Below are 20,912 nucleotides of genomic sequence, written 5' to 3'. Positions count from 1 at the left end.
GGGCCTGTGTGACGCTTAGCGGGGCATCTGGAGCACTTCGCTGCCGATGTGCAGATTGAAGTGGCGGCTTTTACGCTCGCAGTAGATACGCTCACCGGCAAAATCGAAAGCAAAGGTGTCGTCCTCGTATTCTGCGTTGCAGTCCAGAACTTCGACAAAGTTTGCGAGTGCGTTAAAGTCGATCTGCATGTTAGCCTCCGTTTCCGATGACCACACTTACGACATCGCCTAAACCATATTCCTACTCCTGATTGTGGCAACTCGTCGCTCCTATATTCTATGCTGCATGGTGGAAGCGGCTACCCACTGACAACCGCTTCCAAGAAATAGCATTACGCCGGAAAAGTCCTACATCTTCGCGTTACCCACTCCATGAATAGCTTTTTCGCTATCCGAACAACCAAAATGAAACCTCGTAGGGAAATTTTCTCCCTCACTCTCCTCCGTTCGACAAAGCGCACAGCGTCATATGGGGCAGTAGCGCAGTCAATTGGTCCATGAGGACTTCAATGTCTTCATCCTTGCGTTCCAGCAGCCCACGATGCTCCAGCGTCTGCGCAATCAGCGTCAATTCCTCAGAGGAAGCAAGGTCAACCTCAACAACGCCGTTAATGTCCAAGCCCGCATTCTTGTAAGCGCGTAGGATAATGTACTCGCTGGGCGTCAACTTGCTAGCAGGCAGGATAACAAAGTCGCCGCTCTTGCACTGTGCTTCTGCTGCTCCGTCAGCGGCAAACGGTCCACTGAAAGTTTGCGCTCCACTTCCAGCTTCACCCCAAATGTAAATTCCCTGCCACTCGCTGTACTTGCCGTTGCACACTTTGCCTTACTCCTGCGACTTTCTGTCGTTCCACTCGTATGCATTCAATCTTTTGCAATCGCGACCGCAAAATACACCAGGCTAAACTCTTTTCTTTGCGATAAATCTGGTTGACCTTCTAACCAGTTGGCGCTTGATGTTCTGGTGGCACATCAACGGAGAAGCCACATGGAAGACAAGCAATACTCTGCAACCAGCCTTGAGACAGCCGCATGTCTCTGGGAAGCGGTACTAGAAATCCTGACCGGGGGCGCGGGACAGAAGGGTTTGCGCGCACAAGCCAATCGATGTCGTGAGAACCTCGGCACGTCCCATCTGCGTCTCACGGTACTCGCTTGAGTAGATGCCGTGGATGCCGATTGGGCAACGGTAAAGGAGGAGTGCTGGGACAAGCCTTTCGATTGGGAATGGATACCCGAATGGATCGCCAACAACGTCGATTGGTTAGGCAACGGGCCTGAACTGCGCTCCCCTCGCATCGTGCCGGGAGACCGGTAATGGACCTCGTAGCGCTGCTAGGACGCGAAGCCCTCGACCAACTGCTCGCCAACGGAAAGGAGCAGGAACCGCTGAAAGGTTCGCGGGCTGAACGCGACTTCCACCCTGTCCTAAAGCTATTTTTGCCTTGGACTTCCGGCACTTGGTTGCTGACGGAAATTGACAGCGACGGGCTGGCGTTCGGGCTGGCCGACTTGGGCTTTGGTACGCCGGAACTCGGCTACATCAGCTTGGACGAGATTTGGGAGGTCAGTGGCCCAGGTGGCCTCCGCGTCGAGCGTGATATTCACTGGAAGGCGACCAAGCCGCTATCGGAGTATGCGATGGAAAGCCGACAGCGCGGCTACATCGCAGCATAGAGGGAAGCCCCGGCATTACACCGGGGCTTCGCCATGTCAGCGGTTCTGCAACGTCATTCGTTTGCTAGCAGGTATCTTACGCCACGCCCGACCATGTAGACCGGGAACGCTAGCAGCATCGGTTCTTGGAGCCACTCGCGATCAGTGATCCAGATTACAAGCGGGCCGCCGAAAGCGATTAACGCCCACGCTGTCGTTGCGTAGTGGAGGAGGCGTCCTAAGCGAACCTGCCATTTCGACCCGTCCTGCTTAGTCTGAGGCCAAAGCCAGTTGGGCATAGCCTACCCTTACTTGGCCGCTGCTTCTGCCGCCTTGCGCTTGGCAATCGCAGCATCGACCTTCGCGCTGTCGGCACCGGTTTCGATATAGTAGGCGCGGATGTCATCGAACGAAGGCGGGTTAGCGGCGCGACGCTTTGCCGCTACGCCGATGTTCAGCTTGCTCTGCTCGCCGACTTCACGGGTCGAGCCAGCCCCGGCTGCGGCGCTGCGCGGGGCGCTGGCCTTCGGAGTACCATCACTATCCAACGCAGCTTTGATTTCCTTATCCAGATCACCGGCCTCGACTGCCGCCTTCAGCCCACTCAGGAAGTCCTGAAAACGCTCAGCCGGGACATAGTTCGTGGTCTGCCCTGCGATCTTGACCGGCTTGCCGTCAATCTTAGGGGTAAAGCTGATCGCGTTGTTGCCACCGGTTTTCCAAGCACGGTTCGGCGCGCGAGTCACGTTGTCGCTATGTTGCTTCGCTGCCGTGTCGATCGCCTTGACGAGCTTCTTACGCCCTACCTTGGGATCGTAGACCGGGGTATTGAAGTTCGTGCCGAGCGTGTTGTCGATCAGTTCCAGAAAGCCGGCCATAGTGTCCTCCGCGAGAGAATGATGCGAGGGGGTTAGGCACTAGGCGTTACCAGTCTGTCAACAGCAGACGCAAAAGGCCCCCGCGAACGGGGGCCGGTGTAGTGGGTTATAGGCTTACTTCTTTGGTTCAGTGGCCTTCTTGTCCGCGCGCGTCTTACGCAGCTTGTCGGTACGCGCTTCCTTCCTCTCGGTCAGAGCGGTCAGCTGGGCGTCGTATTCACCAGCCTGAATGCGGTCCGCATAGTAGGAAAGCGCATCCGTGAAGTTGGCAGTCGGAACGGTCATCTCCTTTACGTCCACATCGGTATCCTGCACCTTCGTGCGTTCCAGAACGAGCGCCGTGTTGCTGACCCGGATCGTGAACGCCGTGCGCCCGCCCTCGATTGCGCGGAAGTTGACCTTGCCCTCTGCGGCTTCACCGGCTGCAAACTGCTCACGCATCTTGTTGATGTTTGCGAGCGCTACGTCCTTGGCTGAACGTGCTGCGCTCTGCGTACCTGCAACGACTGCCGGAACAAGCATGGAGGGATTAAACTTCGACATAGCAGTTACTTTCCGATCTAGCAGTGCGCTCCGTTGCGCCCTGTAGAACTCGTATGTTGTCGCCATGCCGATAAGTCTTCCACTCTTTGGGGCTTGATTTCACTCTTTGTTGATGTGTGGTTAGATGCCGCAGATTGGTTAGATGCCGCAGATTGATTAGCTGCTAATCACTCTGGCTTGTAGTGCGCAGCGATCAAGGCGAGTTGCGCGTTGTGATACTCTTTCCACGTATCATAGTCATCGGCAGAAGGATCAATATCACCCGCCAACCCATAGAAGGCATCCGAAGGTTCACCTGTTTGCTTCTGGACGACCATGGAACTAAGCAAAAAGCCGTGCTGTTTGTAACTCTCGCGCGAAATTTGGCCGAGAATCTTACCGATGACCGTTCGATCATTCGGCGTGCTTGTTTTGCGGCCGATGACGCCCATCACGGGATCGTAGGCTAGCGTAAGTGTCCCATCTTTAGCGGCACGCTCTAGGAACGCGCGAACGGTCGCCACTTCGTTCTCCCAATCCTCTAACTGCCGCCTGATCGACCGCAACGTCACGTAGCGCGTCCTACCGATCTTAATAGCCTCAAGCTTGTTTGCCCTAACCTGCCCCTCAACCGCCGCCCTGGAAACGTCGAGAGCATCCGCCACGAGCTGGAACGGTACGATTGCCAATCCGCTATCGGCAAATGCCGCAAGAATGTATGATCGAGCATCACTGAACGTCGTCATTTCGGCACCTCCATCGATTCGATAAGCGCTTATCTAACGAATCCGTAACATAGGCAACATGGAATCGGACGAGCCGCCTCGCGATGAACGGCGCAAGCGCTTTTGCAAGGGCAGGCGTAGGTATGCCGGCGTAAATACTGGGACGAAAAAGGAGTCCCGTATGATCCGCCCAGCCGACGCTCTCGATGTCCAGATGGCACTTGCGAGAATGACCCGCTGTCGTGTGAGCGTCCGCGACCGAACAGAGCACGAAGCCCAGTACACAATAGCGTTCAAGTTCCTCCTGACACTAGACGAGGACGAACTCAACGTACTCGCTAGAGAGGTCGATAGTCCATCGCAGTTCAAGGAAGCCTACGACAATCTAAAGTACCAATGCCTCACTCGCCCTGACTATCTGAGGGAACGATGAAAGAGGAAATCTACAAAGCGATTATCCACTATCACTGGCAACCAGTACCAGCGCTAAATGACCCTTCAACAGCTATACTCACCCGTGGTATGATCGCGCGTAACAATGAATGGCGTAAGTTTGCTACTAAACTGAAGATCGCCGCATGGTGCTACGAACACAACGCACGCAGCAAAGTGTTGAACGTATACGACAACACACGCGGCCAGATCACAGTCGTACTGAACGACAAAAATACCGCGCTACTGTTGAAGCTGGCCCTCAACTAACGAGTTGGCCTTCTCCCCGTTCAATAGGCAGCTCTTCCAGTATCTCTGCATCGTCTGGCAAGGCTTCGGTGTGCCAATTGGATTCTGCCATCATCGTTAGCATGATACCGCGAAGGTGAGGCTGGACAGCTTGCTGAAGATCGCCGCCATGCTCAGTGGCGTTCACTTGCCCCGCCTTAAAGCGCTGCATGTGAGTGACACGCGCGGCATTAATCAGATTATGGACGACAGCGGCAGATGCCTCCTCGACCGGCTTATCGGGGAAAATCTGCTGGAGATCGATGTCGAAGCTGAAGCGCATTTTAGCCATAGGCCACGTCCCTAGCGCGACCCCCGCGATCCTTAAATACCCTATGCAGAGAATAATCCTTACGCTCGATCAGGCCCGAACCCTCCAACGCGATCCTCGGCCATGGCCAGCCCAGTGGGCATTCCTCCTCGACATCGATGTGCCGGAAAAACCCGACATTATCGCAGACCCTTTGCGCATGAGTGCCGCGATGGAAATGAAACGAATGGGATGCGGGGACGACCACATCGCGGAGCAATTGGCCTGGAAGCCCGGTAGCACTCCCCTGAGGCAAATCGCCCGCATAATCAAAAAGATGAACGCCACCTGACCTGCCCTTCACAGCATATGGGCGGTCAGCTATTTTATGTTCATGACCGACGTTTACCGCCCTCGCGCATATTATGGCACTCGAAAGAATGGGTCGCAGGCTGTCTCATTGGACCTGGATGACCTTCGCGAGATCGTATTCAACGCCTATGCCTTTTTTGAAGGCGGGGGCTACCTTGTAGACGCCTTTGGCTACCACTGTGTCGATCGTGGATACGAGCCTGGATACGTGGGATCGGACATCGATGTGTTCGTGCGGCTCACATTGTTTCGCAAGGACCTCTGGCCCATCAAAGACACGTACTCTTTCTACAGCGAGGATGACTGTTTCACGATCCTAGAGTTCTTGTACGATCACGTGAGCAAGCCTGCAGATAAGCACTACCACGACTGGGACCATTGTGGTTGGCACTACAGCAACTTCAACAAGCAGTTGGGACGCGAGGAATTCAGAGCCAAGTTGACGGTACCGCTTGAACGCTATGGTACAGGCTGGGAACTCACTGAAGCTGGCGAAATCGTTAGCTTGCCGCCAAGCGGCATGAAGACACTCGTCAATGCGCCGCTGCCTACTAACGACAAGACGACCCAAGATAAGGTCGCTGACGCACTGATGAAGTATCGACGTCACGGGGCCAGCATATCCGACCGTCGCGACGCGGTCCGCGATTTGGCTGATGTCCTGGAATGGCTACGTCCGAGCATCAAAGAGGCTCTGCTAAAAGAGGACGAGCAAGAGCTGTTCAAGATTGCCAATAATTTCGGCATTCGGCACATGAACCAGAACCAAAAGTTGCAGTACGATCAGGCGGTCTGGCTGTCGTGGATGTTCTATCATTACCTTAACACGATTTACGCCTTTTTACACATCATTAAGAGGCAATCGCGGAAGGTTGCACCATAATGGTAGAGATCATCGTTCCATTGAACGACGAAGGAAACGTCCAATTGCAGCTACCGGAACGGCTTGCTGGCCGCTCGTTGGCGCTCGACCTCTTTGCCGGAAACGATCCCGTCCGCTCTATCAATAGTGGCTTACGCTCCCTCGCTAAGCACCTAACTGCACTGCTAGACGACCTCGATGCAATCGACGGCATATTCGACCCCAACAAGGTTCTCGTTGGTAAAGTTCTGCGCTCTTTTGAGGACGTCATCTACACGACTTCAGAGGTTTTTGAAAGTTATGAAAAGAGTCTGACTAAAACGATCGTCGCGTTATCTTCCAGCACGTACAAGACGAGGGTCCGAGGCTACTTAAGCGCCGTAAAGCGGCATCGCGACGACTGGACTTTTCTCACCAACAAACTCAAACATGAAAACAACCACCTCGCGCCGGTTGCGCAGAAATACACGCCGAGCCTGCGTGTTGTTCACGGGTTTTCACTTATCAAGCCTGAAGGCATCGACGGCCTGAACGTTAATAAGGCCTTTCACAAAAAGCGTGAGCGATCCCGCTCCTACAATCTCCAGTTACGGCAACTGATTTTTGATGTGCTCAAGGTAGACAGTCTGGCTGCCGCACTGGTAGACGGGATAGAAGAAGACAACGACGCAACTTGCCTCCCGCACTACAGCCTAAATTGGTCGGTTGGACGACAGCTGGAACGCATACTTCAGAGACCGATGTGGCCGCTCCCCGAAGAGCCGCGAACGATAGACGGCTTCAAACTGGAAAAGAAGCTGCTTCGAACTGAGCGGCAAGTGGCAGCGTTTATCTACGAGGCTGGGCAGGCTCGCGTAGAGTTTGAAGGGGACGGTGTAACTACGAAATTTCCAATCATATGACCCTTGCTCCGGCGTAAATAGAGGATGGACGAGAATACCAAGCAGATACAAGCCAAGACGACTAAGGTTCACACCCAGACCATAATGGGTGAGTTGGTGCCTGTCGTTACAAGCATTACGGCAGAAGCAACCCGCAATCGCCCTGGGCAACCGACAAAGCGTACTGACGCTATCATCGATGAAATATGCAGCAGATTGGAAGGCGGTGAGGCACTTGTGATGATCTGCAACGATCCCGCGATGCCAGGATACCAAACTGTAATGGCTTGGAAGCGCAGTGACCCAGAGCTACAGGATCGCTTCAATACTGCCCGCGAGGAGGGGACCTACGCCTTGGATGATGTCGCGGAATTGATCGCGCGCAAGGTTCCCGGCTTCGCAACGGGTGATTTCCGCTACGACGATCTGTTGGTAAGCGTTCTGGCGCAGCGCAAGCGGTATGCGAACCGAAAGCGGTTTGGAGACAAAGTGCAGATGGATGTGGTTCAGCACCAGTCCGTCATTATCGACTGGAACACCATTGAAGGTGAAGGCGGTGACGGGGTTTAACGCAGGCGGTACACGGTCGCCCGATTAATCCCCAGCGTCCTCGCTACCTCGCTGGGCTTCATGCCCTCAGACAGCATCGCTCGCACCCTAGCAGGGTCTATGCGGGCCTGACTGCCCTTGTAGCGTCCCTTGGCCTTGGCTTGCTCAATGCCCTCTCGTTGACGCTCTGTAAGCGTGGCGTGAGGACCGCAGTTTATGCGGCTTGGGCTGTTGGCTGATCTGTCTGGGGCACCCAGTTCCACGGCATCAGCTCGTCCCAGCGGGTGGCGGGCCAGTCGCCGGCGACCCTGGCGATGACATCGGCGATATAGGCCTGCGGGTCGACGCCGTTGGCCTTGCAGGTCTGGATGACGGTGTAGATGGCGGCGGCTCGCTCGCCGCCTGCGCGCGAACCCGCGAACAGCCAGTTGCGCCTTCCCACGGCGACGCCGCGCAGGGCCCGCTCCGCGATGTTGTTGTCGATCTCCAGACGCCCGTCACCCAGGAAGCGGCACAGCGCCGGCCAGCGTTTGGTGCCATAGGCGATGGCTTTGGCCATGTCGGACTTGGGCGACAGGCGGCGAAGGGCAGCGTCGAGCACCTCGCGCAAGGCGTCGACCAGCGACTGGCTTCGTTCCTGTCGCGCTCGACGGCGTACATCCGGCGGCTGACCACGCACCTCCGCCTCGACGGCATAGAGCGCGCCGATGCGCTCTAGGATATCGGTGGTCAGCGGCGTGGAGAGGCGCTCGTGCAGGTCGAACACCTTGCGCCGGAAGTGTGCCCAGCATGCCACCTCTGTGACGCCACCGCGGTACAGGGCGTCATAGCCCGCATAGGCATCGGCCTGGAGAAAGCCGCGAAAGCCGGCGAGATGCGCCTGCGGGTGCGCCGCGGTGCGGTCGGGCGTGAAGCGATACCATGTTGCGGGCGGTGTCGTGCTGCCGGACGCCTGGTCGTCGGCGGCGTACACCCACAGCCGCCCGGTCGCGGTCTTGCCACGGCCGGGTTCGAGCACCGGCACCGGCGTGTCGTCGGCGTGGATCTTGTCGGCCTTGAGCACCTCGTCACGGATACGGCTGACCACCGGGTCGAGCAGTGCTGCAGCTTGCCCGGCCCAGCCCGCGAGCGTCGAGCGGTCGATCTCGAGCCCCTGCGCGGCCATCATCTCGGCCTGGCGGTACAACGGCAGATGGTGGTCGAACTTGGAGACGACGACGTGCGCCAGCGTCGCGAAGGTCGCCTTGCCCCGCGCCACAGCGCTGACCGGCGCGGGTGCCTGGACGATCTTCTCGCAAGACCGGCAGCTGTATTTGGGGCGGACGTTGCGCACGACCCGCCAGCGCACCGGCACGATGTCGAGCATCTCGTGCGCGTCCACGCCCAGCCGGCGCAGCGCACCACCGCAGTCCGGGCAGGTGCAGATACCGGACGCCGGCTCGTGGACGACCTCCTCGCGCGGCAGATGCTCCGGCAGACTGCGGACCGGTGCCAGGCGCGGCGCTACTCCAGGCGCCGCAGTCTCGACTTCGGAAACATCCCGCTCCGTTTCCAGCTCTTCCAGCGCCAGCTCGAGCTGTTCGATCTCGCGGCCCAACTTCTCGGAGGAGGCACCGAACTGCATCCGCCGCAGTCGGGCGATCTGCCCGCGCAACGTGTCGATGAGCAGATCGCGGGCGGCGAGCGCGGCATTCGCCCGGGCGAGCGATGCCTCCAGCGCGGCGATCCGCGCGGTGGCATCAGCAGGGGAAACAGGCGCTTCCAGCACCCGCATTTCATAACAGATCACGCATCGACGGGCGAGAAAAAGCGTCGCAAAACCGCCGTTTTCACCCCGCCAGCGTCGGCGTGAACGTCCGCTCTGGGCGACGCCAGTCGATGCCCTCCAGCAGCATCGACAATTGTGCCGGCGTCAGCGTCACCGTGCCCGTCGCGGTCACCGGCCAGACGAACCGACCCCGGTCGAGCCGCTTGGAGAACAGGCACAGGCCTTGCCCATCGAACCACAGCAGCTTGACCAGATGACCCCGCTTGCCCCGGAACGCGAACAACGCGCCCGAGTGCGGGTTCTGGGCCAGCACCTGCTGCACCAGTACCGCCAGGCCATCGAACCCTTTGCGCATGTCGGTGACGCCACACGCCAGGAACACCCGCGTCGGCAACGGCGTGGGGCTCAACGCAGCACCGACAACACTCGCGCCAGCGCGCCGGCGTCCACCGACCCGTCCACGCTCACTCGGACGCCACCCGGAAATTCGATGCAGATGAGGCCAGACGCGGATGTCGCCGGCTGCGGCGCAGGTGCGGCGACATCGGCCACGCGCACCTCGGCGAATGCCGGCAGCGCAGGCGCGACCCTGCCCAGCTTGCCCAGCCGCGCCTGCTTGCGCCACGTATAGATCAGGCTGCTCGACACCTCGCGCCGGGCGATGACATCACGGACCCGCACGCCCGGCCGGAACGCCTCGGCCAGGATCTCCAGCTTCTCCGCGTCCGACCAGCTCCGTCGGCCCGATACCCGGCCGACCACCTCCACACGACCAGTTGTACGAGCGCTCGTACGACCAGTCTCAGAACCGAAAACTTCCCGCACCGCCCGCGCCCTCGTCAAAGACGATAAGCATCCCGGCTACGGCCAAACGGGCAAGGCGGCCCTCAGGCCACGCTTACGACGCTCTCTGCGAAGGTCCGTTTCGAACTCAGCAACCGCGCCCATCATGGCCAGGACGAACTTTCCCATGCTGTTCGTGGTGTCGAACTCCCCTTGTTCGGTAGAGCGGAAGCCTACGCCCTTGTCCTTCAACTGCGCCATTGTGTTGTGCAGGTCGAGTGACGAACGTGCGAAGCGGTCAAGCCGTGTAACCACAAGTGTGTCGCCCTCACGGACGAACTCCACACAACGATTGAACTCCTGACGATCGCCCGACGAGGCACTGACCTTCTCACTAAAGACCTTCTCACATCCTGCACGGGCCAATGCCTCTAGCTGCAACGTCAGGTCCTGTTCCGACGTACTGACCCTCGCGTACCCTACGATCATGTCGCATACTCCTCTAAAGCATCACTGCGATTGTGTCGCATTGGGCAAAGAGCAAGAGCTAAGGCGACAACCTACGGAGTGGGCAGCAGGGCGTGTCGCAGGACTACCCGAGTGCGACACAGCGAGCGTCTGTGAGGGTCTAAGGCCCAAGGGGCTATCAGGTATGCTGAATGCCCGTCGTGACCCTGTACGGCCCCTCTACGGGGCAGGACGATCGGGTCTAGGGCCGAGGGGTATTACCCCTTCTCTCTGTAGGTCGGGTGGGTAGCGCAGCCTATCTATTTTCTAGATTGAGAAACTGAGCAGCCCCCATCGGGTGGTCCGGGTTATTAGTTAGTGCATTGTCGTCTCCGCCGCCATTGCCGGTCGTAGGTGGAGCGAAGCGGAACCGGAGGCCGGCAATGGCGGTGTCGCCGCTTGTGGTGCGGGCGGCCGATAGCCCAGGCTGCTGTGCGGCCGGACGGTGTTGTAGTGACGGCGCCACGCCTCGATCAGTACCCTTGCTTCAGCGAGGCTGTAGAAGATCTCGCCGTTGAGCAGCTCATCGCGCAGCGAGCCGTTGAAGCTCTCGTTGTAGCCATTCTCCCACGGCGAACCCGGCACGATGTACAGCGTCTTCACGCCAACCTGCCCGAGCCATTTCTGAACCGCGGTAGCGATGAACTCGCTGCCGTAGCACATCGGGAAGCGCTGGTTCGGGAGCCGCTATGGCCCTGATGAAGACAAGGCCGCGTAGCGGCCGCAGGCTTCATCAGGGCAAGCCATGGCCGGCCAGCAGGTATCTAAAGTGAGGTTGTCGAGACAACACTTTGGAGGCCGACCGACCATGACCAAGCTCACTTCTACGCCTGCCGGCGCCGTGCTGGTAGCCATCGACATGTCCAAGAACCGGCAGGAGGTCCTTATCGAGCGCCCCGAAGGCGGCCGGCGCCGGCGGCTGACCGTCATGGCGACCAGGAAGGACTATGACGGCTTTGCCGAGCAACTCGCGGCCATCGGCCGCCCCATCGTCGTCGGCTTCGAGGCGACGGGCAACTACCATCGCACGCTGGCACATCGGCTGCTGACGGCGGGGTTCGAGCTGCGCCTCATATCGTCGGTCGCGCTCGCCCGAACGCGCGAGGCGCTGCACAACGGCTGGGACAAGAACGACCCCAAGGACGCGCAGGTCATCCTGCACATGCTGCGGATCGGCGCGACGCAGCGCTACGTCGACCCGCTTGCTGCGGGCATCAATGACCTGCAGGAACTCTCGAAGACCCACGAGACGATCTCCAGGATGAAGACGCAGACTTGGCACCGGATCCTGACCCACTACCTGCCGCTGTACTTCCCCGAGATTGCCCGCTTCGCAGGCAACAGCCGGTCCGACTGGTTCCTCGCGCTCATCGAGCAGTTTCCGACACCGGCCACCATCACGGCGCTGGACCGCGAGGCGTTCTCGGCCGCGGCGTGGCCGCTCATCGGCCGCAAGGTCTCCAAGGCACGCCTCATCAACGACATCTACGAGACGGCGTCCGCCTCGACGGCACTGCCGGTGCCGGAGGACTCAGCCGCCATCACCATGTTCCGCATGGTCATCGCGCAGGGCCGCAGCCTCATCCACCAGCGCGACGAGATCGAGCGGCTGGCCCATGCGCGGCTCACCGATGACGTCGACTACCAGCTGCTGCGCAACATTCCGGGCATTGGTCCGATCAACGCGCTGACCATCCTGGCCGAGGCCGGTGATCTACGTCGCTTTAACCATCATCGACAGTTCCTGAAGTTCTGCGGTCTCGATCTCGCAACGTGTCAGTCGGGCACGTTTCGTGGCCGCACCAAGCTGTCTAAGTATGGTAACGCGCGGCTGCGCCGCACCTTCTGGATGGCTGCCCAGGTCGCCGCGCGTCAGCGCGACAACAGCTTCCGCGACAAGCTCGGACGGTACACCGCTGGGCACGCGGACGATGCCGACCGTCGCCGCAAGGCGATGACGGCGCTCACCGCCAAGATGGCGCGCGTGGCTCACGCCGTCGTCAAGACGGGGACAGAGTACCGGCCGTTTCTCGAACGGTCGGATGCCAGGTGGAAGGACCCCTCTCTGCAAGTGCCGTGAGGGCGCTCGTCGAGCGACCCTGTAGATAATGTTCGGGCCTTCCACCTGGGTGCGTATCTCGTTTTAAGGATGGTGAGGACCACGGCCGCCCCGGCGCCGCTGGATCCTATGTTTGCTATGGCAGGGAGCGATCCCGTTGACGGTGGGAGCCATCTGGCTCAGATTGCATGCCGCGCCGATAGATGTCGGCGCATGGATATCTGCTGGCCGAAACCCGCCGCTGCTTCCCGACATAGGACGTTATCTGATCTGATATGCGCGGGCGGACCCCTCGCGATGAACAGGTCGGCAAGCGCTGCCAGCACGTCTTCGTGTCGAAGCTGGCGCGCGACGACCAGTGCCAGGCATTCCCTGCTGGCCTCATCGATGATGGTCAGTATCCGGAACTTGCGCCCGTCATGCGTCCGCGCTTCGACGAAGTCATACGCCCACACATGCCCCGGATACTCCGGTCGCAGCCGGATGCACGAGCCGTCGTTCAACCATAGCCGGCCACGTTTAGGTTGCTTCTGCGGCACCTTGAGGCCTTCGCGCCGCCAGATCCGCTCCACCCGTTTATGGTTCACCGACCAGCCCGCCGCATGCAGCAGTGCGGTTACCCGGCGGTAGCCGTAGCGCCCGTACTGCCTGGCCAGCGCGACGATGTCGTCGGTCAGCACCTCTTCGTCATCTGCCCCGCACGGCACCTTGCGCTGTGTCGACCGGTGCTGCCCCAGCACGCGGCACACGCGCCGCTCGGATACGTACAGCACCTCTCGCACCTGGTCGATGCAGCGTCGGCGTCGCGCGGGGCTCAGAAGTTTCCCCGCGCCGCCTCCTGTAGAATCAACTTGTCCAGTGTCAGGTCGGAGATCGCACGCCGCAGCCGCAGGTTCTCCTTCTCCAGATCTTTCATCCGACGCGCCTGATCCGTCTTCAAGCCGCCGTACTCCTTGCGCCAGCGGTAGTAAGTCTGCTCGCTGACCGCGATCCGCCGGCATGCCTCAGCGGTCGTCCCGCCCTGGCCCAGCATGATCTCGACCTCACGCAGCTTCCCGATGATCTCCTCAGGCTTGTGCTTCTTGGCAGGCATGCGTCGTCCCTTCCTTGATCCAGACTGTCATAGTCGATGGACCACTCAGAAGGGGGCAGCTCACGCCCGTGACGCTCTCAGGGACTATGGGAACGTCGCGCAGCGTCGTGGGGTCGCACAGGGCGAGTATGACGACCGTATGCGGGGTCTAAGGTGAGCAGCCCCCATCGGGTGGTCCGGGTTATTAGTTAGTGCATTGTCGTCTCCGCCGCCATTGCCGGTCGTAGGTGGAGCGAAGCGGAACCGGAGGCCGGCAATGGCGGTGTCGCCGCTTGTGGTGCGGGCGGCCGATAGCCCAGGCTGCTGTGCGGCCGGACGGTGTTGTAGTGACGGCGCCACGCCTCGATCAGTACCCTTGCTTCAGCGAGGCTGTAGAAGATCTCGCCGTTGAGCAGCTCATCGCGCAGCGAGCCGTTGAAGCTCTCGTTGTAGCCATTCTCCCACGGCGAACCCGGCACGATGTACAGCGTCTTCACGCCAACCTGCCCGAGCCATTTCTGAACCGCGGTAGCGATGAACTCGCTGCCGTAGCACATTGGGAAGCGGCCTCTCGAAGGGCCGCGTCGCCTTGATGGAGACAAGGGCGCGTAGCGCCCGCCGGCTTCATCAAGGCGGTCATGACCGGCCAGCGGGTCTCTAGAGTGAAGTTGTCGACTCAACACTTTGGAGACGGACCGACCATGACCAAGCGCACATTTACTCCCGCCGACGCCGTGCTGGTAGCCATCGATATGTCCAAGCATCGCCAGGAGGTGTTGATCGAGCGCCCCGAAGGCGGGCGCCGACGGCGGATGACGGTGATGGCGACCAAGGCAGACTATGATCGCCTCGCAACCGATCTTGGCGATATCGGGCGCCCGATCATCGTCGGCTTCGAGGCTACCGGCAACTACCACCGCACCCTGGCGCACCGTCTGCTCGCTGCGGGCTTCGAGTTGCGCCTGATTTCTTCCGTCGCACTGGCCCGGACCCGAGAGGCGCTGCACAATGGTTGGGACAAGAACGATAGCAAGGATGCGCAGGTGATCCTGCACATGCTCCGGATCGGCGCGACCCAGCGCTACGTCGATCCGCTTGCCGCCGGCATCAATGATCTGCAGGAGATGTCGAAGACGCACGAGGCGATCTCCAAGGCCAAGACCCAGACCTGGCATCGCCTCCTGACGCACTATCTGCCGCTCTATTTTCCGGAGATCGAACGCTTCGCCGGCAATAGCCGCTCCGACTGGTTCCTCGCCTTGCTTGAGCGGTTCCCCACCCCGGCCAGCATGACCGCGCTTGGCCAGGAGGCATTCACTCGCGAGGCTTGGGACTTGGTTGGTCGCAAGGTGTCCAAGGCTCGACTGCTCAACGATATCTATGCGGCCGCTAGCGCCTCCATAGCGCTCCCGGTCGAGGAGGATTCCATATCGATCGCCATGTTCCGCATGGTCATCGCGCAGGCGCGCAGCTTGATCCGGCAACGCGACGAGATTGAACGGACCGCGCATGCTATGCTGGCCGAGAACCGCGACTACCAGCTGCTGCGCATGATCCCAGGGATCGGACCTATCAACGCGCTGACTATCCTCGCCGAAGCCGGCGATCTGCGCCGGTTCGGCCATCACCGCCAGTTCCTCAAGTTCTGCGGGCTTGATCTCGCCACTTGCCAGTCGGGCACTTTCCGCGGCCGGACCAAGCTCTCGAAGTACGGCAACGCCAGGCTGCGCCGGACCTTCTGGATGGCCACCCAGGTTGCCATCCGACAGCGCGACAACAGCTTCCGTGACAAGCTGGGGCGCTATGTAGCCGGACACAGCAACGATCCTGATCGCCGCCGCAAGGCGATGACCGCACTCACCGCCAAGATGGCGCGCGTCGCGCATGCCGTCATCAAGACGGGAACCGAGTACCGTCCGTTCGTCGAACGGGCGGACACCAGATGGAAGGACCCCTCTCTGTGGAGCCGTGAGGGCGCTTCTGCGACCCTGTAGATAATGTTCGGGCCTTCCATCCGGCACCCGCATCTCATTTTAAGGACGGTGAGGACCACGACCGAAGCGGCCGCTGGATCCTGTGTTTGCTATGGCCGAGAGCGCTTTCCTTGACGATGGAAGCCATCTGGATCAGAATAACATCAGCGCTGATCGTGATTGGCGCAATGAGACCTGCTGGCCGTTTGCCGCCGCTGCTTCCCGACCTAGGACGTTATCTGATCTGATATGCGCGGGCGGACCCCTCGCGATGAACAGGTCGGCAAGCGCTGCCAGCACGTCTTCGTGTCGAAGCTGGCGCGCGACGACCAGTGCCAGGCATTCCCTGCTGGCCTCATCGATGATGGTCAGTATCCGGAACTTGCGCCCGTCATGCGTCCGCGCTTCGACGAAGTCATACGCCCACACATGCCCCGGATACTCCGGTCGCAGCCGGATGCACGAGCCGTCGTTCAACCATAGCCGGCCACGTTTAGGTTGCTTCTGCGGCACCTTGAGGCCTTCGCGCCGCCAGATCCGCTCCACCCGTTTATGGTTCACCGACCAGCCCGCCGCATGCAGCAGTGCGGTTACCCGGCGGTAGCCGTAGCGCCCGTACTGCCTGGCCAGCGCGACGATGTCGTCGGTCAGCACCTCTTCGTCATCTGCCCCGCACGGCACCTTGCGCTGTGTCGACCGGTGCTGCCCCAGCACGCGGCACACGCGCCGCTCGGATACGTACAGCACCTCTCGCACCTGGTCGATGCAGCGTCGGCGTCGCGCGGGGCTCAGAAGTTTCCCCGCGCCGCCTCCTGTAGAATCAACTTGTCCAGTGTCAGGTCGGAGATCGCACGCCGCAGCCGCAGGTTCTCCTTCTCCAGATCTTTCATCCGACGCGCCTGATCCGTCTTCAAGCCGCCGTACTCCTTGCGCCAGCGGTAGTAAGTCTGCTCGCTGACCGCGATCCGCCGGCATGCCTCAGCGGTCGTCCCGCCCTGGCCCAGCATGATCTCGACCTCACGCAGCTTCCCGATGATCTCCTCAGGCTTGTGCTTCTTGGCAGGCATGCGTCGTCCCTTCCTTGATCCAGACTGTCATAGTCGATGGACCACTCAGAAGGGGGCAGCTCAGGATCACCCTTTGCCTCTTACCGCAAACTCTTCGAAGCGACCACAAGCGGTATTCAGCGCGAAGGCGTAACCGCTACTGTCGCTCTCCGCTCCTTAACCGGAAGACTGAACCGACCGCTCCTTAATGCAGTGTACGCGGGAACTGGAGGTGGAGAAGGTCCAGTAGGCATGAAGGGCGCGGTAAAGCCGATCACCATCGGCCACTGCCTCAGTATCGAACCCGTTATAGTAGACGCCGCGAAGTGGATTTATCAGGTCCATGGCTACGGACCGGTTCAAGACATCGCAGCCGTCTATGACTTTGCGCAGGCGCTGGCCGCACCTATCGCAACTGTAGGAACCTACAACGAACTCGCCGCCCTGACCCTCAAGCCGGGTGAATGGGCAAAGTGCAATGCGCTTGGTATGTTCAGGCTTGGAGGTGCATCCGACAAGAAGATCACCGCCGACGTGCAGGGCGGCATCTTCTACGGCCAATACCCCGATACGGTCGCGGACATCGTTCCAGCCCTCCTACGCAAAGCTGAATTCAGTGCCTCAGAAATTGGGTCGTTCGCCGCACTCGCAAACAAGGGTTGGTCATTCTACTCGAAAGAACCCGTCGATGTAGGAACCGTCTGCCGCAAGGCCGTTCTGGATGCCGGTGGCTATCTAATTTCAGATAATCAAGGCGTCTGGCAGGTTGGCAACGCATTCGCGCCTAAGGCTGCAAAGCCCTTGCTCGCAGACGGGTCCGCAGAACCCTCTGTAGGGGCAATCCTCGAACGCAACGTCGCTGATCCCCTATGGCAAGTCGAGGTCGGCTATAACCCTTGCTGGGGCGTACACAGCGCCTCTGACATCAGTCCCAAGCTGCTGGAACTCGCCGGGTCGATCGCAGAGCAGGACGCCGCGTTAGAGCTGGTTAGGGAAACCGCAGATTTGGCTAAGGCCACAGCGGAAGCCGCGGAAATCGAAATCGACAACATGGGTGCCGACGGCATCCTCGATCGCAGCGAGAAAATCGACAATCAGCGATTGCTTGAGGAGGCTGCCGCCGAGCGTAGCACCATCGCCAGCAAGATTGGTATCTACAACGCCGCGACCGAATGGAACGCCTATGTCGCAGCCCATGAGGCCCTGAAGGCATACCTAGCCCCGCTCCTCGCCGACATCACTGTCAACAGCCCGATCGACCGCGCAGCGTTCAAAAGCCGCTGGGCAACGTACCGGGAAAAGCACCAGGCCGTATGGAACGCCATGGCCGGGGACGCCCGCACGGTATCGACCTGGGCAGGCACGTCAGGAGCGGGAAAGCCGCAGGACAACGCGACGGTAGGCGCGAAGGCTGGCCTGAATCTCCTCGACCAAAACGGTGCAGCAATCGTGACGTTGGAGGACGGCGCGACCAAGGGTGCACCAGTCGGAACGGATGTCGGCGGAAAACCCGTTATTGATGTCATATCCGATTTGGGAAAGATCGCCCCTATCGAGGTAGCGCAGGTGGAAGCGGGTCGCGCAATCCTCAATGCGCAGCTTTTGGCGGAACAGCGCCGCCAACGATACGAAGACATCACACACGTCAGCGGTCTACCGCTCGGTCCTGTCGTAGCTCGTATCGATCAAGAACGGGTGCAGGGCGACAAGGCAATAACCGATACCGTCTCGTTGATCGGGCAGAAGCGGGCAGACGGGCAAGCCTTCATCCTCAACGGTTCCACGGTCGAGATCGAACCCGGCAAGTCACTGGTTTCGCGGCTGTCGGAATTAAGCAGCCTGACGACAGCGGACGTAAGTAGCGCTGTTTCAGCCCGCATATCGTCATACGACGAAGTTCTGACTTCGCGTACCGGTGCTATTGCCCGTCAGGTAGATGGTTTAGAGGCAAAAATAATTGCCCCCGGCGGCCCCATCGCGGCTGCAATCAACAGCTATGACCGTACAACCGTTGATCCGGCTGACCCGACTACCAAGACGGTAGCGGAATCGGTTCGCACTCTGCGATCCACGGTCGGTGGCCAATCCAGTGAAATTGCGTTCATCCTTCGCGCACTGAACGGCAACGAAGCTACCGCCCAACTTGTCCTGACTGCGAACGGGAAAGTGTCGGGTCTGCGTTTGCAGGGAAGCACCCGCAGCATCGCGTTCGATGTAAAGAAATTCAGCATCGAAGACCCGGACACCGGAAAATCCTACTTCGTCGCCGACGCCAACGATGGCGGCAAGGTGAAGATGTATGACGTTGAGGTTGACCGGATCAAAGCTGGTTCGGTGGATAGCCCGAGCCTTGCAATCGCCGCTACCTCACGCAGCAGCTTCGCGACACTATCGAGTGACGTGGCGTGTCCTTACAATACGACCGCCGATGTCATCTCGTTCGTATTCGACAAGGTTGACGCCGATAGCGTCCTAAAGGTCCAGATGTTCGCGCAGGCGGACCATGCCGACGATCTTATCTTTACGGGCGAAATCGTGGTGGATGGCAACGTAGCGCAGACCGCGCGAGTTCGAATGCCGTTCGACAACAGTAATTCTCGTGGCTCTGTCCCGATCACCCCATTTGCGTTCGTGTCTGGCATCGCGCCGGGAAGCCATACCGTCACGTTCCGCTTGCGCAGTCTCGATACGGAAGGACCGACATACGTCCGCGCGGGATCGACGCTGGAGGTCACGGAACTACGTCGTGCGGCGGCGGCAGTCGTCCAAACCAACACGGTTGTTAACGGCAGCGGTGGCGGTGGCGGTGGTGGCGAGGTGCTGGAGTAAATACCGTCATGCCGACACCTACAATCGAAGAACTGCTGACAAAGAATGGCGACCTGTTTGCTGCGATGGAGCGCGAGCAGCTTGGCTGGTCCATGATCCTGTCAGGAACAGCGAACGACCCGAACAGCTATGACGAAGCGGGCGGCAAGACTGGTCCGTTGGGCTATTATCCGCTGACAGATGCGAATGGCGCGATCCATTATCGACCGTGCATCGCCCGCATTCGCGCTATGGCCGAAACGCCTTCGACTGCGGTTTCCGAAGCGGTTCAAACGCTTGCGAACGCGCGCCTTGAACGAACATCGCTGGTCAACGGTAGCGCGACCATGACCCTTACCGGCAACGGCGCAACGACCATCCAGCTTGGTGGGGACATGACCTATACTGGTCGCCTCGATGTTACGGAAAACGGCTTGGCGATCCACGCCGGGGTCATCTCCGTCAGCGACACGAACGGCATCATGCGCGTCAGGATCGGGCGACGGTAATGCTCGAAACATGGGACGCCGCCGGCCAGCCAGTTATTGATCGGGAAACCCGACTGTTTCGACAGTTCGGCACACTGCGCATCGGTCGAGATTTCACCGGGAACGATGGCGTTGGGACCGTCTTTGACGAACGGTTTGATACCGGGACCGCTGTGTTTCTCCGCCTCGACGGTGGCGCAAATGCCTACGATGCCGTCGTGACGATCGCGGGGCGGACCCTGACGTGGGAGTTTTTTGAACCGGTCCGTTGGCGCAACGGCGTATTGGTGACGCGCCCGAACGCACGCTACGCCTATGGTGTAATGTGATTCAGACGTTCGCAGACAACCGTGTTCAGTTCGATGGTGATGATATGACCTGGGCGTTGGCACGCAGTGGGACCGCCACAGTCCAGAGCGGTCAACTGACGATTCCGGCAGATCGCGCATCAGTCGTTGCCCTCGCAGGCGACATTGGAAGGATCGCAATCCAGTCTGCTGGCAATCACAACTCCCGAACATTCTCAGTGTCCGGTCAGAACGGCAACGCTACGAACTACTTCGTTTTCGAAGAAGTGGCCACTCTCAGCGACGGGCAACCGCTTTTTGAGACGCGGAATAGTAAGGGCGAAACCACTTTTACATCGGGGCTGTATCCACTCAAACTTATTGCGGTGATTGATCGTGGGCAGCATTTTGCAACAGGAAAGATCATAGCTTATGTTCAGATTTCAGGGCGGACCACTGTCGTTGATGTGACCGGCTGCCCGATAATCGCAACAGTGGTTCGGAGAGTAAATAGTCCTATGCGGGCCACGAACCGAATGAGCGGTTCATCATTCTGGCTCGGCATTTAGGAGACGAATGGCATTTGTTAGTAAGACACTCGTAGATGCAAACGGAGTAGAGTTCCCCGGACTGTTTTTTGATGCCGGTGGTGCTGGCATCATACCTGTTTCGGTCGCGGTCGATAGGTTCGCAACGTGTCAATCGG

20 protein-coding genes and 6 pseudogenes are annotated in these 20,912 nt (G+C 59.6%); 11 read left to right on the top strand and 15 right to left on the bottom strand.

From position 1 onward, the window contains the following. Positions 1-15: 15 nt before the first annotated feature. Together PPZ50_RS01165 and PPZ50_RS01160 are read right to left on the bottom strand one after the other, a co-directional pair. Complete coding sequence (locus tag PPZ50_RS01165) at positions 16-189, bottom strand: hypothetical protein (RefSeq protein ID WP_272815680.1); 174 nt, start codon at positions 187-189, stop codon at positions 16-18. A gap of 244 nt (positions 190-433) precedes the next feature. Next, positions 434-820: a hypothetical protein gene (locus tag PPZ50_RS01160; RefSeq protein WP_272815679.1), complete on the bottom strand. Its 387-nt coding sequence runs from the start codon at positions 818-820 to the stop codon at positions 434-436. 497 nt (positions 821-1,317) lie between these two features. Between PPZ50_RS01160 and PPZ50_RS01155 the strand changes: the two genes are divergently transcribed. Continuing rightward, positions 1,318-1,677 carry a DUF2958 domain-containing protein gene (locus PPZ50_RS01155; protein WP_272815678.1) on the top strand — a complete coding sequence of 120 codons (360 nt, stop codon included), beginning with the start codon at positions 1,318-1,320 and terminating at the stop codon, positions 1,675-1,677. A gap of 287 nt (positions 1,678-1,964) precedes the next feature. Here PPZ50_RS01155 and PPZ50_RS01150 read toward each other — a convergent pair whose 3' ends face one another. From PPZ50_RS01150 to PPZ50_RS01140, 3 genes are all read right to left on the bottom strand, one after another. After that, positions 1,965-2,534: a hypothetical protein gene (locus PPZ50_RS01150; protein WP_272815677.1), complete on the bottom strand. Its 570-nt coding sequence runs from the start codon at positions 2,532-2,534 to the stop codon at positions 1,965-1,967. Positions 2,535-2,648: 114 nt separating this feature from the next. Further along, the gene (locus PPZ50_RS01145) at positions 2,649-3,077 is read right to left on the bottom strand and encodes a hypothetical protein (protein ID WP_272815676.1); all 429 of its coding nucleotides are present in this window, start codon (positions 3,075-3,077) and stop codon (positions 2,649-2,651) included. A 167-nt stretch (positions 3,078-3,244) separates the two neighbouring features. Beyond that, positions 3,245-3,802 carry a hypothetical protein gene (locus tag PPZ50_RS01140; RefSeq protein WP_272815675.1) on the bottom strand — a complete coding sequence of 186 codons (558 nt, stop codon included), beginning with the start codon at positions 3,800-3,802 and terminating at the stop codon, positions 3,245-3,247. 408 nt (positions 3,803-4,210) lie between these two features. Between PPZ50_RS01140 and PPZ50_RS01135 the strand changes: the two genes are divergently transcribed. After that, a complete protein-coding gene (locus PPZ50_RS01135; RefSeq protein WP_272815674.1) occupies positions 4,211-4,483 on the top strand; it encodes a hypothetical protein in 273 nt (90 codons plus the stop codon). On the opposite strand, the gene PPZ50_RS01130 is transcribed toward PPZ50_RS01135, so the two are convergent. After that, on the bottom strand, positions 4,476-4,793 hold the full coding sequence (locus PPZ50_RS01130) for a hypothetical protein (protein ID WP_272815673.1): 318 nt from the start codon (positions 4,791-4,793) through the stop codon (positions 4,476-4,478). The two genes, PPZ50_RS01135 and PPZ50_RS01130, sit on opposite strands and share 8 nt — an antisense overlap. A gap of 352 nt (positions 4,794-5,145) precedes the next feature. Here PPZ50_RS01130 and PPZ50_RS01125 point away from each other — a divergent pair, with 352 nt between their 5' ends. The 3 genes from PPZ50_RS01125 to PPZ50_RS01115 are packed head-to-tail and all read left to right on the top strand — an operon-like array spanning position 5,146 to position 7,436. Next, entirely contained in the window at positions 5,146-6,006 is an 861-nt protein-coding gene (locus PPZ50_RS01125; protein WP_272815672.1) for a hypothetical protein, read from the top strand. Beyond that, positions 6,006-6,887 (top strand): hypothetical protein, encoded by an 882-nt coding sequence (locus PPZ50_RS01120; protein ID WP_272815671.1) that lies wholly within the window; start codon positions 6,006-6,008, stop codon positions 6,885-6,887. The genes PPZ50_RS01125 and PPZ50_RS01120 overlap by 1 nt, the downstream gene beginning before the upstream one ends. Before the next feature lie 24 nt (positions 6,888-6,911). Further along, positions 6,912-7,436, top strand: coding sequence for a hypothetical protein (locus PPZ50_RS01115; protein WP_272815670.1), 525 nt, complete (start codon positions 6,912-6,914; stop codon positions 7,434-7,436). Here PPZ50_RS01115 and PPZ50_RS01110 read toward each other — a convergent pair. The 6 genes and pseudogenes from PPZ50_RS01110 to PPZ50_RS01085 all read right to left on the bottom strand — a co-directional run. Then, entirely contained in the window at positions 7,433-7,498 is a 66-nt protein-coding gene (locus tag PPZ50_RS01110; RefSeq protein ID WP_272815844.1) for a hypothetical protein, read from the bottom strand. The two genes, PPZ50_RS01115 and PPZ50_RS01110, sit on opposite strands and share 4 nt — an antisense overlap. A 131-nt stretch (positions 7,499-7,629) precedes the next feature. Next, positions 7,630-9,189: an IS66 family transposase gene (gene tnpC / locus PPZ50_RS01105; RefSeq protein WP_272815669.1), complete on the bottom strand. Its 1,560-nt coding sequence runs from the start codon at positions 9,187-9,189 to the stop codon at positions 7,630-7,632. Positions 9,190-9,244: 55 nt separating this feature from the next. Beyond that, a complete protein-coding gene (gene tnpB, locus PPZ50_RS01100; protein WP_119184635.1) occupies positions 9,245-9,538 on the bottom strand; it encodes an IS66 family insertion sequence element accessory protein TnpB in 294 nt (97 codons plus the stop codon). 50 nt (positions 9,539-9,588) lie between these two features. Then, positions 9,589-9,945 carry an IS66-like element accessory protein TnpA gene (tnpA, locus tag PPZ50_RS01095; RefSeq protein ID WP_272815668.1) on the bottom strand — a complete coding sequence of 119 codons (357 nt, stop codon included), beginning with the start codon at positions 9,943-9,945 and terminating at the stop codon, positions 9,589-9,591. Between the two features lie 99 nt (positions 9,946-10,044). Beyond that, positions 10,045-10,455, bottom strand: a complete 411-nt coding sequence (locus PPZ50_RS01090) for a recombinase family protein (RefSeq protein WP_272815667.1) — start codon at positions 10,453-10,455, stop codon at positions 10,045-10,047. 333 nt (positions 10,456-10,788) lie between these two features. After that, positions 10,789-11,127: pseudogene (locus tag PPZ50_RS01085) on the bottom strand (integrase core domain-containing protein); the annotation flags it as partial. 154 nt (positions 11,128-11,281) lie between these two features. On the opposite strand from PPZ50_RS01085, the pseudogene PPZ50_RS01080 reads away from it, so the two are divergent. Continuing rightward, positions 11,282-12,578, top strand: a pseudogene (locus tag PPZ50_RS01080) (IS110 family transposase). A gap of 214 nt (positions 12,579-12,792) precedes the next feature. On the opposite strand, the pseudogene PPZ50_RS01075 reads toward PPZ50_RS01080, so the two are convergent. After that, positions 12,793-13,625 (bottom strand): annotated as a pseudogene (locus tag PPZ50_RS01075) (IS3-like element ISGbe1 family transposase); the annotation flags it as partial. A 188-nt stretch (positions 13,626-13,813) separates the two neighbouring features. Next, positions 13,814-14,152: pseudogene (locus PPZ50_RS01070) on the bottom strand (integrase core domain-containing protein); the annotation flags it as partial. A gap of 153 nt (positions 14,153-14,305) precedes the next feature. On the opposite strand from PPZ50_RS01070, the pseudogene PPZ50_RS01065 reads away from it, so the two are divergent. Beyond that, positions 14,306-15,602: pseudogene (locus tag PPZ50_RS01065) on the top strand (IS110 family transposase). 209 nt (positions 15,603-15,811) lie between these two features. Here the strand turns inward: PPZ50_RS01065 and PPZ50_RS01060 are convergent. Then, positions 15,812-16,644 (bottom strand): annotated as a pseudogene (locus PPZ50_RS01060) (IS3-like element ISGbe1 family transposase); the annotation flags it as partial. 231 nt (positions 16,645-16,875) lie between these two features. Between PPZ50_RS01060 and PPZ50_RS01055 the strand changes: the two are divergent. Genes PPZ50_RS01055 through PPZ50_RS01040 form a run of 4 tightly spaced genes read left to right on the top strand, consistent with a single transcriptional unit; the run spans position 16,876 to position 20,775 of the window. Beyond that, positions 16,876-19,452: a hypothetical protein gene (locus tag PPZ50_RS01055; protein WP_272815666.1), complete on the top strand. Its 2,577-nt coding sequence runs from the start codon at positions 16,876-16,878 to the stop codon at positions 19,450-19,452. Positions 19,453-19,460: 8 nt separating this feature from the next. Continuing rightward, a complete protein-coding gene (locus PPZ50_RS01050; RefSeq protein ID WP_272815665.1) occupies positions 19,461-19,940 on the top strand; it encodes a hypothetical protein in 480 nt (159 codons plus the stop codon). Beyond that, the gene (locus PPZ50_RS01045; protein ID WP_272815664.1) at positions 19,940-20,248 is read left to right on the top strand and encodes a hypothetical protein; all 309 of its coding nucleotides are present in this window, start codon (positions 19,940-19,942) and stop codon (positions 20,246-20,248) included. The genes PPZ50_RS01050 and PPZ50_RS01045 overlap by 1 nt, the downstream gene beginning before the upstream one ends. Further along, complete coding sequence (locus PPZ50_RS01040) at positions 20,245-20,775, top strand: hypothetical protein (RefSeq protein WP_272815663.1); 531 nt, start codon at positions 20,245-20,247, stop codon at positions 20,773-20,775. The genes PPZ50_RS01045 and PPZ50_RS01040 overlap by 4 nt, the downstream gene beginning before the upstream one ends. Positions 20,776-20,912 lie beyond the last annotated feature (137 nt).

It is taken from the genome of Sphingomonas hankookensis (assembly GCF_028551275.1).
In the GTDB taxonomy this organism is placed as follows: Bacteria; Pseudomonadota; Alphaproteobacteria; order Sphingomonadales; family Sphingomonadaceae; genus Sphingomonas; species Sphingomonas hankookensis_A.
The sequence above is the reverse complement of the archived record's forward strand: the minus strand, read 5'-3'. Positions and strand labels throughout refer to the sequence as shown.